At 53.3% G+C, this 14380-nt stretch carries 14 protein-coding genes; 12 read left to right on the forward strand and 2 right to left on the reverse strand.

Going from position 1 to position 14380, the window contains the following annotated elements; genetic code table 11:
* Positions 1-84: 84 nt before the first annotated feature.
* The 4 genes from nifU (at position 85) to dmul_RS05465 (ending at position 5292) form a co-directional block, all read left to right on the forward strand.
* Positions 85-909, forward strand: a complete 825-nt coding sequence (nifU, locus tag dmul_RS05450) for a Fe-S cluster assembly protein NifU (RefSeq protein ID WP_020877068.1) — start codon at positions 85-87, stop codon at positions 907-909.
* Positions 909-2081 (forward strand): cysteine desulfurase NifS, encoded by a 1173-nt coding sequence (nifS, locus tag dmul_RS05455; protein ID WP_020877069.1) that lies wholly within the window; start codon positions 909-911, stop codon positions 2079-2081. Before nifU ends, nifS begins: the two co-directional genes overlap by 1 nt.
* Positions 2082-2295: 214 nt before the next feature.
* On the forward strand, positions 2296-4968 hold the full coding sequence (locus dmul_RS05460) for a CBS domain-containing protein (protein WP_020877070.1): 2673 nt from the start codon (positions 2296-2298) through the stop codon (positions 4966-4968).
* A 90-nt stretch (positions 4969-5058) separates the two neighbouring features.
* Positions 5059-5292: a hypothetical protein gene (locus dmul_RS05465; protein ID WP_020877071.1), complete on the forward strand. Its 234-nt coding sequence runs from the start codon at positions 5059-5061 to the stop codon at positions 5290-5292.
* An 83-nt stretch (positions 5293-5375) separates the two neighbouring features.
* Here the strand turns inward: dmul_RS05465 and dmul_RS05470 are convergent, their stop codons facing one another.
* Positions 5376-5945: a rhodanese-like domain-containing protein gene (locus dmul_RS05470; RefSeq protein ID WP_020877072.1), complete on the reverse strand. Its 570-nt coding sequence runs from the start codon at positions 5943-5945 to the stop codon at positions 5376-5378.
* A 421-nt stretch (positions 5946-6366) separates the two neighbouring features.
* Between dmul_RS05470 and dmul_RS05475 the strand changes: the two genes are divergently transcribed.
* The 6 genes from dmul_RS05475 (at position 6367) to dmul_RS05500 (ending at position 10770) form a co-directional block, all read left to right on the forward strand.
* Positions 6367-7746, forward strand: a complete 1380-nt coding sequence (locus dmul_RS05475) for a cytochrome ubiquinol oxidase subunit I (RefSeq protein ID WP_020877073.1) — start codon at positions 6367-6369, stop codon at positions 7744-7746.
* A gap of 5 nt (positions 7747-7751) precedes the next feature.
* Positions 7752-8750: a cytochrome d ubiquinol oxidase subunit II gene (cydB, locus tag dmul_RS05480; protein ID WP_020877074.1), complete on the forward strand. Its 999-nt coding sequence runs from the start codon at positions 7752-7754 to the stop codon at positions 8748-8750.
* Positions 8751-8845: 95 nt separating this feature from the next.
* A complete protein-coding gene (locus dmul_RS05485) occupies positions 8846-9064 on the forward strand; it encodes a hypothetical protein (RefSeq protein WP_020877075.1) in 219 nt (72 codons plus the stop codon).
* 78 nt (positions 9065-9142) lie between these two features.
* On the forward strand, positions 9143-9319 hold the full coding sequence (locus dmul_RS05490) for a rubredoxin (protein ID WP_020877076.1): 177 nt from the start codon (positions 9143-9145) through the stop codon (positions 9317-9319).
* Between the two features lie 57 nt (positions 9320-9376).
* Positions 9377-10537: a hypothetical protein gene (locus dmul_RS05495; RefSeq protein WP_020877077.1), complete on the forward strand. Its 1161-nt coding sequence runs from the start codon at positions 9377-9379 to the stop codon at positions 10535-10537.
* Entirely contained in the window at positions 10534-10770 is a 237-nt protein-coding gene (locus tag dmul_RS05500; protein WP_020877078.1) for a hypothetical protein, read from the forward strand. Before dmul_RS05495 ends, dmul_RS05500 begins: the two co-directional genes overlap by 4 nt.
* A 49-nt stretch (positions 10771-10819) precedes the next feature.
* On the opposite strand, the gene dmul_RS05505 is transcribed toward dmul_RS05500, so the two are convergent.
* A complete protein-coding gene (locus dmul_RS05505; protein ID WP_020877079.1) occupies positions 10820-11365 on the reverse strand; it encodes a DUF4124 domain-containing protein in 546 nt (181 codons plus the stop codon).
* 253 nt (positions 11366-11618) lie between these two features.
* Here dmul_RS05505 and dmul_RS05510 point away from each other — a divergent pair, with 253 nt between their 5' ends.
* Complete coding sequence (locus dmul_RS05510; RefSeq protein WP_020877080.1) at positions 11619-13439, forward strand: penicillin-binding protein activator; 1821 nt, start codon at positions 11619-11621, stop codon at positions 13437-13439.
* 291 nt (positions 13440-13730) lie between these two features.
* The gene (locus tag dmul_RS05515; RefSeq protein ID WP_020877081.1) at positions 13731-14372 is read left to right on the forward strand and encodes a TetR/AcrR family transcriptional regulator; all 642 of its coding nucleotides are present in this window, start codon (positions 13731-13733) and stop codon (positions 14370-14372) included.
* Positions 14373-14380: the final 8 nt, after the last annotated feature.

A 14380-nucleotide genomic window follows, 5' to 3' on the forward strand; every position in this document is an offset into this window, starting at 1 on the left:
GTTGTTAGATTAAAATCAAAATGTTAAATGGGAAAACGATGTATAGGACAACACTGTGAATCGCGTTTAAGCCGGGAGGGCATAATGTGGGAATATTCTGATAAAGTAAAAGAGCATTTTCTGAATCCCCGAAACGTTGGGGTTATCGAGGACGCCGACGGAGTGGGGGAGGTCGGCTCCATATCCTGTGGAGATGCATTGAAGTTGACCTTCAAGGTGGATGAGAATGAACGGATCGTCGATGTCAAGTTCCAGACCTTTGGGTGCGCCAGCGCCATCGCGTCGTCATCCGCCTTGACAGAGATGCTGAAAGGAAAAACGATTGAGGAGGCCGAAAAGATCACCAACGACGATATCGCCAATTATTTGGGAGGCCTCCCCAAGGAGAAAATGCATTGTTCGGTCATGGGACAGGAGGCCCTGGAAAAAGCCATTGCATGTTACCGGGGTAAACCTCTCTCGGAAAAGGAAGGGGAGATCGTCTGTGAGTGCTTCGGTGTGACCGATGTCGAAATTCGACGCGCCTTGACGGAGCATCGTCTTTCGGCCGTTGAGGACGTAACCCACTACATCAAGGCCGGCGGTGGGTGCGGGAACTGCCACGATCGAATCCAGGAACTCATCAACGAGGTGACGGGGCAAGCACCATCGGTCCGGACCCTACCCCCCAAGATGACCAATATCCAGAAGATTCGACTGATCGAAGAGACCTTGGAACGAGAGATCAAACCCGCCCTCAAACAGGATGGGGGCGATATCGAGCTGGTTGATGTTGAAGGCACGCGGGTTCAGGTGAAGCTCCATGGCTCCTGCTCCAGTTGCAGCGCCGCCCAGATAACCCTCAAGGACTTCGTGGAAAAAAAGCTTCGGGAATTCGTTCTGCCGGAACTCGTTGTAGAGGAGGTGTAATGATGAAAACGGTCTATCTCGACAACAACGCCACGACCGCCGTAGCGCCGGAAGTGCTGGAGGCGATGCTCCCATACCTCAAAGATCATTATGGAAACCCTTCAAGCATGTACGGCATGGCCAGACGAGTGTCGACGGCCCTCAACCAGGCACGCACGCAGACGGCCCGGATCCTTGGTGCGTCTCCGGAGGAGATTGTTTTTACGAGTTGCGGCACGGAGAGCGATAATGCCGCCATCTGGGCCGCTATCCGGTCGAATCCCCTCAAGCGGCATATCATCACCAGCCGCGTGGAACATTCCGCTGTGAAGAATCTTTGCGAGTATCTCAGTCACAACGGGTATCAGGTAACCTTTGTGCCGGTGGACGGCAAAGGCCGGCTTGATCTCGATTACCTTTACGATCATCTCAGCGAAGATACCGCCGTGGTCAGCCTGATGTGGGCCAACAACGAAACCGGCGTCATGTTTCCAGTGGAAGAGATTGCCCGGGAGGTCAAGAATAAAGGGGTGGTGTTTCATACGGATGCGGTCCAGGCTGTTGGGAAGGTCCCCATGGATATCGGTCGAACCGGCATCGATATGCTTTCGCTGTCCGGGCACAAGCTGCACGCCCCCAAAGGCGTGGGGGCGCTCTATGTGCGGAAAGGCACCAAGTTCACCCCCTTCCTTGTCGGCGGCCACCAGGAGCAGAATCGGAGAGGCGGGACGGAAAATGTGGCATCCATCGTGGCGTTGGGAAAGGCTGCGGAACTCGCCGGCAATCTCATGGCGGAGGAAAATACCCGGGTGAAAGCGCTCAGGGATCGCCTGGAGACCGGTATTCTGGCGGCCGTCCCCCATGCCGACGTTAACGGCGATACGGATCGGCGGCTCCCTAATACGACCAATATCTCTTTTGAGTTCATCGAGGGTGAATCGATTCTGCTGATGATGGATGAGATCGGTATCTGTGCCTCGTCGGGGTCCGCATGCACCTCGGGTTCTTTGGAACCGTCCCATGTGCTTCGGGCCATGGGCGTGCCTTATACCGCCGCCCATGGGTCCGTGAGGTTCAGCCTCAGCGTGTACAACACCCGGCAGGAAATCGATTACGTCATCGAGAAGCTTCCGCCGATTATAGAGCGGCTCAGGCAGATGTCGCCGTTCTGGAAATCGGTCCAGGCCGGCTGACAGTGAATATCGCGTATTGTATTCTCCCGGCACCGGCCTATGACAGTCGAAAGCTGAGACATCGGAATCACTTTTGAATCGATACTGTTTTTACCGCGGGAAACTTGCCCCGGCATTTATTGAAACTTGATTGAGCGACCGTTGTAAGCTTCTGCACGATTGGTTGCAGAGGGTTCGCATCCTATACACGGAATCGACCTGGGAATGGAGGGTTATGGGGGAGGCGACCGATATTGAGACGGCAGAGGACCTGACGGTGATCACGACCCATATGAATGCCGATTTTGACGCCATGGCGTGCATGCTTGCGGCGCAGAAACTCTATCCCGACAGCATTGTCGTTTTTCCCGGATCCCATGAAAAGACGCTTCGAAATTTTTTTGTCCAATCAATGGTTTACCTGTTCAACATGGCCGATATCCGGGACATCGATTTTCAGAAAATCCGACGGCTGGTGCTGGTCGACACTCGGCAGCCCGCGCGAATCGGCCGGTTCGCGGAGATCCTGGGGAAGGAAGACCTCGAGATTCACATCTACGATCACCATTCCGCTTTCAAAAATGACATTAAAGGCCATGTGGAGGTCGTTGAGCCTACCGGTGCGGCCATCAGCATTCTCACACGCATCATCCGAGAGCGGGAAATTCCCTTGTCCCCCGACGAGGCTACGATCATGTGTTTGGGTATATATGAAGACACCGGCTCATTCACCTTTTCCTCGACGACGGAGGCCGATTTTCTCGCGGCGGCGTTTCTGCTGGGCCAAGGCGCCAAGCTCGACATCATTTCCAATCTCACCGCTCGAGAGATGAGTTTCGAGCAGGTGGGGTTGCTGAACGATATGGTCCAGGCCCTCGTCCGTCGTCATATCAAGGGCGTCGAGATCGCCATGACCATCGTCAGCACCGAACATTACGTGCCGGACTTCGCTTTTCTGGTTCACAAGATGGTCAAAATGGAAAACATTCCCGTCATTTTCGCCATCGGCCGCATGGACAGCAAAATCTACGTCGTGGCCAGGAGTCGGATTTCGGATGTGGATGTCGGCGTCATTATCGGCAAAATGGGCGGCGGAGGGCACGCATTCGCTGCATCGGCATCCATTAAGGACAAGACGCTCGTCCAGGTGGAACAGGAACTGCTTGACATTCTATATCGGGAGATCAACTCGAGCAAGCAGGCCCGGGATCTGATGTCCTCCCCGGCGATTCGAGTCGATGCCGACATACCACTGGAGGAGGCGCGCAACCTCATGACCCGCTATAATGTCAACGCGCTTCTGGTGACCGAATCCCAAAGGGATCAGGAGGCTCTTCTGGGATACATCTCCAGGCAGATCATCGCCAAGGCGCTCTATCTCAAGTTGGACAAGGCCGTGGTGCGGGAGTATATGTCGACGGAGTTGGGGACTGTGGGGCCGGACGCCGAGCTTCCGGACATCCAGGAACAGATCATCGAAAACAAACAGCGAATTCTCCCGGTTATGGAGAACGGTAAAATCCTGGGGGTCATCACCCGGACCGATCTGCTCAACATCCTGATCCAACAGACCGATTATGCCGAGAAGAAACAGCCGGACCCCTTCATGGAAATGGTGAACGCCCGGACCCGAAGCATTCTTCGACTGATGAAGGAACGGCTGTCGGACTACATCATGGAGATTCTTGTCAGCGCCGGCCAGGTGGCGGATCAGCTGGGATTCGGGGCCTACGCCGTTGGCGGGTTTGTCCGCGATCTATTTCTTTACCGGGTCAACGAGGACATTGACATCGTTATCGAAGGCAACGGGATCGAGTTTGCCAAAACCTACGCGCGGCTCAAAAAGGCCCGCATCCATACCTATGAGAAATTCGGTACCGCCGTCGTGATTTTTCCCGACGGTTTCAAGATCGACATCGCTACGGCGCGGATGGAGTATTACCGATTTCCTGCGGATTTGCCCAATGTGGAGATGAGCTCCATAAAGCTGGACCTGTTCAGAAGAGACTTTACCATCAATACCCTGGCCGTCCAGCTGAATGCTGTCAAATTCGGTATTCTGATCGATTTTTTTGCTGCACAGAAGGATCTCAAGGAAAAGGTCATCCGCATTCTTCACAACCTCAGTTTTGTGGAGGACCCGACGCGAATTTTCAGAGCGATCCGGTTTGAGCAGCGCTTCGGCTTCAGTATCGGCAAGCTGACCGCGGGGCTCATCAAGAATGCGGTAAAAATGGATCTTTTCAACAAGCTCAGCGGCCGGAGGATCTTCAATGAACTCCGCCAGATTCTTGAAGAGGCGGATCCGACACCGGCTGTTCAGCGGATGCATGACTTTGACCTGCTCAAGTACATTCACCCAGAGCTGAAACCTTCCGCAAAGCTTCTGTCCAATTTTCAGGCTGTCAAAAAGGTTCTGGACTGGCATGATCTGCTCTTTCTGGACGAAGAATACCTTCAATGGGCGGTCTATCTCATGGTGATGCTTCGACAGTTCAAGCCGGATACCACGCGGGCGATCTGTGAAAGGTTCGAAATGGCGTCTCGGTACCAGGTTATATTCTGCGAGGAGCGATACCGGGGAGACCAATGCCTTTTCTGGCTGCGGCGGAACCTGCCCATCGAAAACAGCAAAATATACCGGGAACTTTCGGAATTTCGGGTGGAGGTGCTGTTATATATGATGGCGGTAACCCGAAACGAAGCGGTACGGAAGGCCATCTCCAACTATTTCACTCAACTTCGGCAGGTCGCTATCTCGATCCGGGGGAAGGACCTTCAGCGGATCGGCGTCAAACCGGGGCCGGTCTATCGCGAAATTCTCGATGCCGCATTGAATGCCAAGCTGAACGGACGGATCAAGACGCGAAGCGACGAACTCAACTTTGTCCGCAACTATGTGGCGTGATCCTTCCCGGGTGCGATTGACATTCGTCGAAGGGATGTTAGGTTATTTGACAGAGATATCCAACTCAAACGTCAGGAAAGGGAGGTTAAGATGCAAGCATTGGCTACACCCCCCCAAAAAATCATATTGGATCTTCAAAAGCTCAATGAACTCAACTCAAAAGGGTATGCCGGAAAATTCTGCCTGGGCGATACGGTAGTTCTGGCCTGCGGCGGATGGGAAGGCGGCCCTCGATATATCCATGAAAGGGAAGCCGTCTACGACAAAGCCACGCAAAGCTACATCGAGCGCAAGTGTTATGCCGCGCGGAAGATCAACGACTAGAATCCAGACCGACCCTGTGAAATCCCAGGGAGCGAGGCGGCATTTTTCGATGGATCGGGAGTGCCGCCTTTTTTATGCTTCCATTACCGCTTCATAAAAATCCGATCAAAACGATTGAACATAACGCTGGTATAGCCCGCCGGTGGATAATTCCACTCTTCGCCATAAACATGGATCCGTCGGGTTTCGCCGCCGGCATCATAAATCTTTCCTCCCTCTAGAACCCATGCCAGCAGTCCGCCGGTTAGATTGTACATTCTTACACCCTCTTCGGCCATTTTCTCCGCAAATTTTCCGCTGCGGTAACTGATGGTACAGTATCCGACGACAAGATCGTTCCGATAGGCCTTTGGCTGCTTCAAGAAGACTGTTTTCGGCAAGGCGCCGGGCAGCATCGATACAGCCATCTCCTCAGGGGTGCGCGTATCTACGAAAACGACCTTGCCGGTGTTCATCAGCGCCATAATCCGGGGTGCGGAGATGTCCTGGACGGTCGGGAATCCTTTTTTGTAGCGTTCGTACATCTCATAGACGATCTTTTTCTTGTCCGCGTCCGAGAGAGCGGGATCCTCGGACGCCGCCTGCGGTGTGCAGATGATTACCGCCCCGATTATGATGATAAGGCTTGTCTTGATGATTCTGGTTAATGTCATGTCCAAGATCGCTTCAGAGCCGATATGTAATCCGAAATCATGAATACAAACTCAACGCGGCTTTCGTCTTTACCGGAAAGCGCTGGCGTTTGAGACTGAAGGGGAATAGCGTCTTGTTTGCAGAAATATCCCTTCACCCGTTTTCCTGATGCAACGGCGCGGGTCATTTCCTCCCGGCACCGCTTTCCGGTCATCATCATGAAATTCGGAAGTTGAGTTAAATATTAGTATGATAATCTCCTGGTGAGCTGTCAACCGAACATCCACGGCTCAATGCGGGAAGATCCGGAATCGAATCACGGAATTTTGTTTTACATTCCCGGATAAATGGCCTATAGATGCTGACGTGAGATCATGGGTATCATGAAAGATTCGAACATTTTGGGGCAGGTTTGACATATCTGCCGCCACGGAGATCGTGATGGACCTTGTATCCCTTTCCCGTCTGCAGTTTGCTTTTACAACGGCGTTCCATATTTTATTCCCGACATTCACCATCGGACTTGCGTTTTTTCTGGTGATCCTGGAAATTCTATGGCTCAGAAGCAAGGACGAAATGTTCTACCGCATGTACCGTTTCTGGGTAAAAATATTTGCACTCCATTTTGCCGTAGGAGTGGTAAGCGGCATTACCCTGGAATTTGAATTCGGCACCAACTTCGCCCTGTTTTCACAGTATGTGGCGAATGTCATGGCGCCCCTTTTGGCTTTCGAAGGCATGACCGCCTTTTTTCTGGAGGCCGGTTTTCTGGGAATCATGCTCTTCGGGTGGAACCGAGTGTCGCCGGGGATTCATTTCCTTTCAACCTGTCTCGTGGCCCTGGGAGCGACGCTTTCATCTTTCTGGATTATGGCTGCCAACGCCTGGATGCAGACCCCGTCGGGATTTGATATTGTCGATGGTGAGCTGATGGTGAGAAGTTTCAGGGAAGTCATCTTCAACCCGGCCTTCCCCACCCATCTCGGCCACATGGTTCTGGCGGCTTACGAGACCACCGCGTTCGCCGTTGCCGGGATTTCCGCATGGTTTCTACTGAAAAATGAGCATGTCGCCTTCTATCGGCGGTCCCTTAAGATCGCCCTGATGATGGCGGTTGTGGTTGCGCCGGCCCAGGTATTCATCGGAGACATGAAGGGCTTGGTCACTGCACGTCATCAGCCGGCAAAATTGGCTGCTATGGAGGGGCATTGGGAGACCAATACCGAAGGAGGGGCCGCTTTCAATCTTTTTGCCGTCCCCGACATGGCTGCGGAGCGTAATCGTCTGGAACTTTCAATCCCCAACGGTCTGAGTCTGCTCATCACCCACTCCAGGGACGGACAGGTCCAGGGACTCAAGGACTTTCCCAGGGAAGACAGACCCAACGCCCTGATCACCTACTGGTCATTTCGGATTATGGTTGGCATCGGTTTCCTGTTCATCGGGGTGATGATCTGGGCGGCGATCCTCGCGTTTCGAAAGCGTGTGTATGAATCCACCCGGTTTTTGAAAACGCTGATCTTCATCCAGCCGATGGGATTTTTGGCTGTTGTTATGGGTTGGATAACCACCGAGGTCGGCAGACAACCCTGGGCGGTATATGGTCTGATGCGCACGACAGATGGCGTGTCGCCCATTCATGCCGGAAACGTGCTCTGGTCGCTGGGGATGTTCATCGCATTTTTCGTCATCATCGGATCGAGCTATTTTCATTATATCTTCAGGATCCTGCGGAATGGGCCGGACCTCACCAGCCCCATCCCGCCTGTTCAGATTCCGTCGGGTATGCGGCCTGTAGAGGAGGCCCTAAAGGAGGCATAAAGGATATGGTGGACCTGGTTCAGCTATGGATGGCCCTGGTCGGACTGGTGGTCATTCTCTACGTGATTCTGGACGGTTTCGGACTCGGGATCGGGATGTTGTTTCCTACCGCCAAAAATGAGGCGGAGCGCGATACGCTCATGAACACCATCGCACCCATATGGGATGCCAATCAGACATGGATCGTCTTTGGCGGGGGAGCGCTGTTTGCAGCGTTTCCGAAAATTTACACGGTGCTGTTCAGTGCGCTCTATATCCCGATTTTGACGTTTCTGTTTGGTTTGATCTTTCGGGGCGTTGCGTTCGAATTCCGGGCCAATAGCCGGCGCAAGACGGCATGGAACCGTGCTTTCTTCTTTGGTAGTCTGGTGGCCGCACTTGGCCAGGGATTTACCCTGGGCGGATATATTTCGGGCGTTCAGGTCGTTGACGGCGCTTTTGCCGGGGGCCCCCTTGACTGGCTGAATCCTTTTACCCTTGCCGTGGGGCTGGCTCTGGTGGTCGGCTATATGCTTCTGGGAGCAACTTTCCTGATCATCAAAACCGATGGGGCCGTTCAGGATCGGGCCTACCGACAAGCGTTCCAGGCGGCGGTGATCACGGCCGGTTTCATGTTTCTGGTGAGTGTCTGGACACCTCACCATGCTCCCGATTTAACGGCACGCTGGTTCACAGCGCCGCGGGTCTATTTTGTGTGGAATTTCCCATTGCTGGGTATCATCGCCTTTGTTATGCTGTTATGGAGCCTGAAGCGTCGAAAGGAAATCCTTCCCTTCTTCAGCAGCATTTTGTTGTTCATATCGGCATACCTGGGGTTGGAGGCGGCAGTCTATCCCATGGCGATTCCACCGGCTCTTACTATCTATGAGGCCGCGGCCCAGCGGGAGACCCAGATATTCACGCTCTGGGGGGTTGCGGTGGTACTGCCGGTGGTGTTGAGCTATACCCTGTACAGTTACCGGGTTTTCCGCGGCAAGGTTGCGGATGGCGAGGGATATCATTAGAAACGACATGCCGGGGCTTTTGAGGACTATGTCTTGATGTGCCGGCGATGATTCGGTCGGATCGAAAAACAGAGAAGAAACAGAAAGGACGGCCCATGGAAGATCCCCGACCCACTTTGATGATCAATGCTACCGTGGAGATTACCGCCCGGGCGCTGGAAGCCATCGTGGAAAACGCGAAACAGATCGCCGGATGCGATGAAAAGGGGCGATATCATGTGGATACGGCGGACAAGGTGGGAGAGATGATCTCTCGATTTCTATTCGAGAAGGATTTTGAGTCGTATGTTCAGCAGCGTGAGAATTTCATGTGATCAAAACGGGATGACCGACGAATACGGATTGGCCGGTGACGTCGTCTCCATCAACCCTTTATTAAATGAGGAGAGAACATGGCAGAAAAGAATATGAACCGGTGGGAATGTCCCTGCGGATATATTTACGATCCGGCTGAAGGTGACGCAGAGAACAACATCCTTGTGGGTACCTCGTTCGATGATCTCCCGGATGATTGGACATGCCCTAAATGCGGCGCCGAAAAAGAGTTCTTCGAGGAGCTTCGGGATTGAATTCCGCCATCACCTCCAGATCGGTCCGGATCTTTCCAGACCGGAGGCCCCGATTTCATGGGATGGGTCGTCCCGGCAATCTTTCATGCCGATTTTACGAAAGAGCCCGTCGAAACAAGACGATACGACGTGTTGGGAATCCGGGAGGTCCCTTTGGTGGATGTCGCTTCTCCTGAAAATCGACGGCCGAACCTGTCTTCAGAAGATTGCCGCGTCATTGCAGACTGGAACGCCGCCCTAAAGGTAAGGGCGGTGATAACGCTATTATGCACCCAGGATGCCGGTGACGACGCCTTCATGATGTTTTGTGCCGAATTTTCAAAATGGGCTCCCAGGGTTGATGTCATCCGGGTGGCCGACGTTCCTGAACGGGCGCCGGCCATCAAGGTTAGACCAAACCTGATATACCGCGCTATTCCCACCGGATCCGAACTGAGCCCTTTCCTGGAAGCGCTTTCCGGGGCATCGCAGTGGCCGGCCACAATAGAAGCGGTTCTTTTGGACAAGATCCGGTCGCCCGTTTCCATCAAGCTTTATATTGCCGATGGCTGTCCATTTTGTCCGAGCGCGGTTCGGCAGATTTTGCCGTTGGCCGGAAAAGAGGTGCCCGTTGTGCTGACCGTCATCGATGCGGGCATGTTCCCTGAAGATGCGGATACCGACGGTATTCAGTCGGTGCCCACATTGGTTTGCCGCGATTCCGCGGGGACGGATATGCTTCGATGGACGGGAGTCCCGAATCTTTCCGAGGTGCTGGCTTCCATTGCGACCGGTGATCCTTACCGGATGGGGGGCAAATCCATGGAACAGATGCTTCAGGAGGGAAACGCGCCGCTGCTTGCCCGAATGATGCTGGAAAAGCAAATGATATTTCCGGGATTTGTCGACCTTCTGACCCATGAGAAATGGCCTGTGCGTCTGGGAGCCATGGTGGTTGTCGAATCCCTTGCCGACGGCGGCGACATGCTATGCCGAGCCCTGATCGAGCCCTTATGGGCGCGATTTAATGATGTCGACGACACGGTGAAAGGCGATATTCTTTATGTGTTGGGCATGGTGGGCGACGAGAGACTTCCGGCTCGCCTGGGGTCGGTTTTGGCCGGATCTTATTCGATGGAGGTGAAGGAAGCGGCACAAGATGCCGTTCGGGTTCTTCGTGACCGCCTGGAAGATATGGCGCATGATACCGCCGACGCGGGAGAGGAAGGTGTTATATGAATGACATCCGTATGAAAGGGGAACTCAGGACCGACTATGAATGCGAGGTAACCGATCTCCCGGCCGAACGATGGGGAGAAGCCGTATTCAGGGTGGGAGAGGAAGAGATTGTACTTGAAGTCAGTGTGGAGAAGGATGTGATCGTCGCGCTGATGGCAGGCGAGGATGCCGTCTGGAAAGGAACCCTCACGGGGTTGAAAGAATTGCTCAAGAAAGGCGTTCGGCCCCGATGATACCGTCAACAGGGCACTGTCGATGGATACTTTATAAAAAGAAAGAGATCTAATCGCTTTCGGGTTCGACATCTTTTTCGGTCTGGTCTCGATTGAAGGTCTCGACCTGGGCATTATACCGCGTCAAATCCGCCTCGAAGGCTTGTCGTTTTGCCCGGTAAGCCTCGGTGTCTTTCTGAAATTGACCCAATTGCTTCCTGTAGGACCGGGATCCGATTTTGCTGTTTGAAACCCGGCGGACCTTGTCGAGCCTCTGCTGTTCCTCAATCAGGCGGGTCCGCTCTTTTTCGAGCGTCTCCCGGATTTCTTCGAGCCGCAGGCCGGCAGCATTGAGATCGGCCTCGGTCTTCAGATCCCGGAACGACGCGTCGGGTTTGGTATCGGATACGGCTCCCGATGCCGGTTTCGACGCCTGGAACTCAATGTATTCATCCGCTTTTTCCCGCCGGCGTTCAGGCACCCTGGTGAGATCGTCCGTGTATCGGATCTTCCCGTTTTCGTCCGCGTATCGATAAATCTCGGCCGCCACGGGCAGAACGGATATCCACAGCATCCAGCACAACGATACGGGAATCAGGCATCTGAGCGTTTTCATCCGCGTTCTCCTTGCATTTCCTGAGGTCGGTTACAATGCGCCGTTGCGTTTTTGATCAATTCAACTTTCGACTTTCATAATGATGACCGGCATCGGCCTATGGAAGTCGACAGAGGAGTGATCAATATACCGAGGTTTTGTCTTGATCTCAACACGGAAATTGGCCCTCATAAAAAATTTTATAAGTAATGTTCTGGGTGCATCCTTCAACATCGTGCCGAACGGATAAAACCCATCAGACCGAGATATCGTTATGAATCTTAGAAAAATTTCCATTGTGGCTGCCGTACTGCTTTTGACGGCATGTGTATCGACCGATCCCGGCCTTGATCGAACGGAACCCGGGGCGGAACTGTTTGCTCGCGCCGAAAGAAGTTTTCGATCCGGATCCTATCGAAAAGCCATGATCCAATACGACGACTATCTTTCACAATTTCCAACCGGACCTCAAGCTTCGATCGCGATTTTCCGGAAAGGCGAAATTCACCACCGTTGGCGGGATTACGCAACCTCACGACAGTATTATGAACGTGTGGTCGACGAATATGCGCGAAGCCGTTTCGTCTCCTCGGCCATGCTCGGGATACTCCAGACCCTTTATGACGAGCGACGGTATCGGGAGATAATCCAGAAGGCGGATGTCTTTTTGCGGAATTCTGAAGGATTGGAGAGATCTGCACCGGTATTCACGATACTGGGGGACGCATATGCGGCACTGGATTCCCCGGCCAACGCCGTCTATTTTTATGCCAAAGCCCATGAACAGTCCGCCGTCCCCGGAAATCAAGATAGCCTATCCCGACGCATGAAAGCGGCCGTCAATAAGCTTTCCACTGCGGAGATTCTGGCGCTTTCGGAGCGCGTAACGGATTCTGCCGCCCAGGGATATCTCATCTATGCCCTTGGAATGAAAGCGGTCGACGAAAAACGATATGACGACGCAGTGCGAACCTTGTCTCAATTCATTGCTGTCGCGCCGGAACATGAATATGCGGCCGAAGCTAGGCGGATGCTTCAGGATCTTGAAGGCGTTACCGGCGTCATGAGCGGCCGACATACCCTTGGGTGCCTGTTACCCCTTACCGGAGCCTATGCCCACTACGGAAACAAGGCGCTGCAGGGGATCGAACTTGCCCTGAACCATGCCGGCCTCGGGGAAGCGATTGACATTCGGATCGAGGATACGGCTTCGGATTCAAATCGGGCTGCCGACGCCGTCCTTGAAATGGCCCGTGAAAACGTGACAGCCATCATCGGACCCATCAACACTGCGAAGGCGGCGGCGCTGAAAGCTCAGGACGCCCAAATCCCCATTGTCGTGCTGACGCAGAAGCCGGATATCACGAAAATCGGAGACTATGTTTTCCGAAATTTTATGACGCCGCAAATGCAGGTTCAAGCACTGGTCACCTATGCGATGCAGATGATGGGCATCCAGAAATTTGCGATTTTGCACCCCAGGGAAAAATATGGGCAGGTGTTTCTGGAGGCGTTTCAACGGGAGTTACAGGCGTATGCCGGTAAACTGGTGACGGTGCAATCCTATGGCGTGAAGGATTCGGATTTCAGCGCCGTCATCGGTCGGCTGCGCCGTCACGGCGATATTGAAGCATTATTCATACCTGATGGCGCCGACAAGGCCGGACTTATCATTCCACAGCTGACATATCATGGGTTTTCGAACGTCCAACTTCTCGGAACGAACCTATGGCATTCCGAAAAACTCATTCGAACTGCAGGACGATTCGCTCAGGGCGCTATTTTTACGGATATTTTTTATTCGGCAAGCCCATCACCCGAGGTCCAGGTCTTCGTTCGAAACTTCAGGACCCGTTTTGGAGAATCGCCTGGTTTTATTGAGGCACTGGCCTACGATACCACCCTGATGATTATCGAGGCGCTTCATGCCGCGAAAGGTGGCGGGGGCCCGGCTGTTCGAAGGTCGATCTCCCAAATTCGGCACTTCACGGGTGCAACCGGCGAAACCCGGTTCGATGATACAGGCGATGCCGTGAAAAAACTTCAGATCTTGAAAATCGAAGGCAGTCGTTTCGAGGCGGCCGGTGTCTGGTAATCCTTGTCACCCGGTCAGGCGCTGAAGCGAAGCGGAGACATAAATCGGCCGAATCGCTTTTTTTGTGCTGGATTCTTTCCTGATTACATCTCCAAAGGCCTTACCCATAGTGCCCGTCGTCAGCCGGAATAGATTGTGGTGAGCAGTGGTGAAAGACACGCCTATCCTCGCGGCTGATTTTTTTTCTTAAATACTTGACATGGGGCGATAGGATATGATAACGCATGACTGAGCGCTCGTTCAGATATTGTGACTTACCTATCGCGAGGATTGGAGAACAGGATTGCGGATATGACGGGACAAGGCGGCAAGATGAAAGAAATCCCCACTCAAATAAAGAATCCCGAACTGGTGAAACGCAGGCGGCGTCAAATCGTGGATGCCGCAGTGCAGCTTTTTATTGAAAAGGGCTTTCATAAGACGACTACGCGCCAGATTGCCAAGGCCGCGGGGTTTTCCATAGGTTCTTTGTATGAGTATGTGGCCTCCAAGGAGGATGTTCTTTATCTGGTCTGCGATGCCATCCACGCTGAGGTGGAGCGCGGCGTCTCCCAGGCACTGGAACGAACGACTCGGGGGCGGGAAGCCCTTGCCGAGGTGATCCGGGAGTATTTTCTGGTTTGCCACCGCATGTCCGATCACATTCTTCTCATCTATCAGGAGACCCAGTCCCTTCCACCCCAATGGCGGAAAAAGGTACTGGAAAACGAAATTCGAATCACCGGGATATTCGTCAAGGTCTTGGCCCGCCTGATCGAAGCCGGCCATTTCAGACAGCTCAACGACCGCTCAATTGAGCTGGTCGCCCACAACATTTCAGTCTTGGGACATATGTGGACCTTTCGACGGTGGTTTTTGGCACGACACTACAGTATCGAAGATTATATCGAGTTCCAGACAGACTTTATCCTGGGAATATCTACAGGTCAGTAAACGAGAGG

The organism is Desulfococcus multivorans (genome assembly GCF_001854245.1).
GTDB lineage: Bacteria > Desulfobacterota > Desulfobacteria > Desulfobacterales > Desulfococcaceae > Desulfococcus > Desulfococcus multivorans.

What these genes read in the sequence shown, in the direction of transcription:
- dmul_RS05490 (WP_020877076.1), top strand. Translation starts at nt 9,143, where the DNA reads ATGGCAGAAAAGAATATGAACCGGTGGGAATGTCCCTGCGGATATATT.
- dmul_RS05505 (WP_020877079.1), bottom strand. Translation starts at nt 11,365, where the DNA reads ATGAAAACGCTCAGATGCCTGATTCCCGTATCGTTGTGCTGGATGCTG.
- dmul_RS05500 (WP_020877078.1), top strand. Translation starts at nt 10,534, where the DNA reads ATGAATGACATCCGTATGAAAGGGGAACTCAGGACCGACTATGAATGC.
- dmul_RS05465 (WP_020877071.1), top strand. Translation starts at nt 5,059, where the DNA reads ATGCAAGCATTGGCTACACCCCCCCAAAAAATCATATTGGATCTTCAA.
- dmul_RS05495 (WP_020877077.1), top strand. Translation starts at nt 9,377, where the DNA reads ATGGGATGGGTCGTCCCGGCAATCTTTCATGCCGATTTTACGAAAGAG.
- dmul_RS05485 (WP_020877075.1), top strand. Translation starts at nt 8,846, where the DNA reads ATGGAAGATCCCCGACCCACTTTGATGATCAATGCTACCGTGGAGATT.
- dmul_RS05460 (WP_020877070.1), top strand. Translation starts at nt 2,296, where the DNA reads ATGGGGGAGGCGACCGATATTGAGACGGCAGAGGACCTGACGGTGATC.
- dmul_RS05470 (WP_020877072.1), bottom strand. Translation starts at nt 5,945, where the DNA reads ATGACATTAACCAGAATCATCAAGACAAGCCTTATCATCATAATCGGG.
- dmul_RS05515 (WP_020877081.1), top strand. Translation starts at nt 13,731, where the DNA reads ATGACGGGACAAGGCGGCAAGATGAAAGAAATCCCCACTCAAATAAAG.
- dmul_RS05510 (WP_020877080.1), top strand. Translation starts at nt 11,619, where the DNA reads ATGAATCTTAGAAAAATTTCCATTGTGGCTGCCGTACTGCTTTTGACG.
- nifU (WP_020877068.1), top strand. Translation starts at nt 85, where the DNA reads ATGTGGGAATATTCTGATAAAGTAAAAGAGCATTTTCTGAATCCCCGA.
- nifS (WP_020877069.1), top strand. Translation starts at nt 909, where the DNA reads ATGATGAAAACGGTCTATCTCGACAACAACGCCACGACCGCCGTAGCG.
- dmul_RS05475 (WP_020877073.1), top strand. Translation starts at nt 6,367, where the DNA reads ATGGACCTTGTATCCCTTTCCCGTCTGCAGTTTGCTTTTACAACGGCG.
- cydB (WP_020877074.1), top strand. Translation starts at nt 7,752, where the DNA reads ATGGTGGACCTGGTTCAGCTATGGATGGCCCTGGTCGGACTGGTGGTC.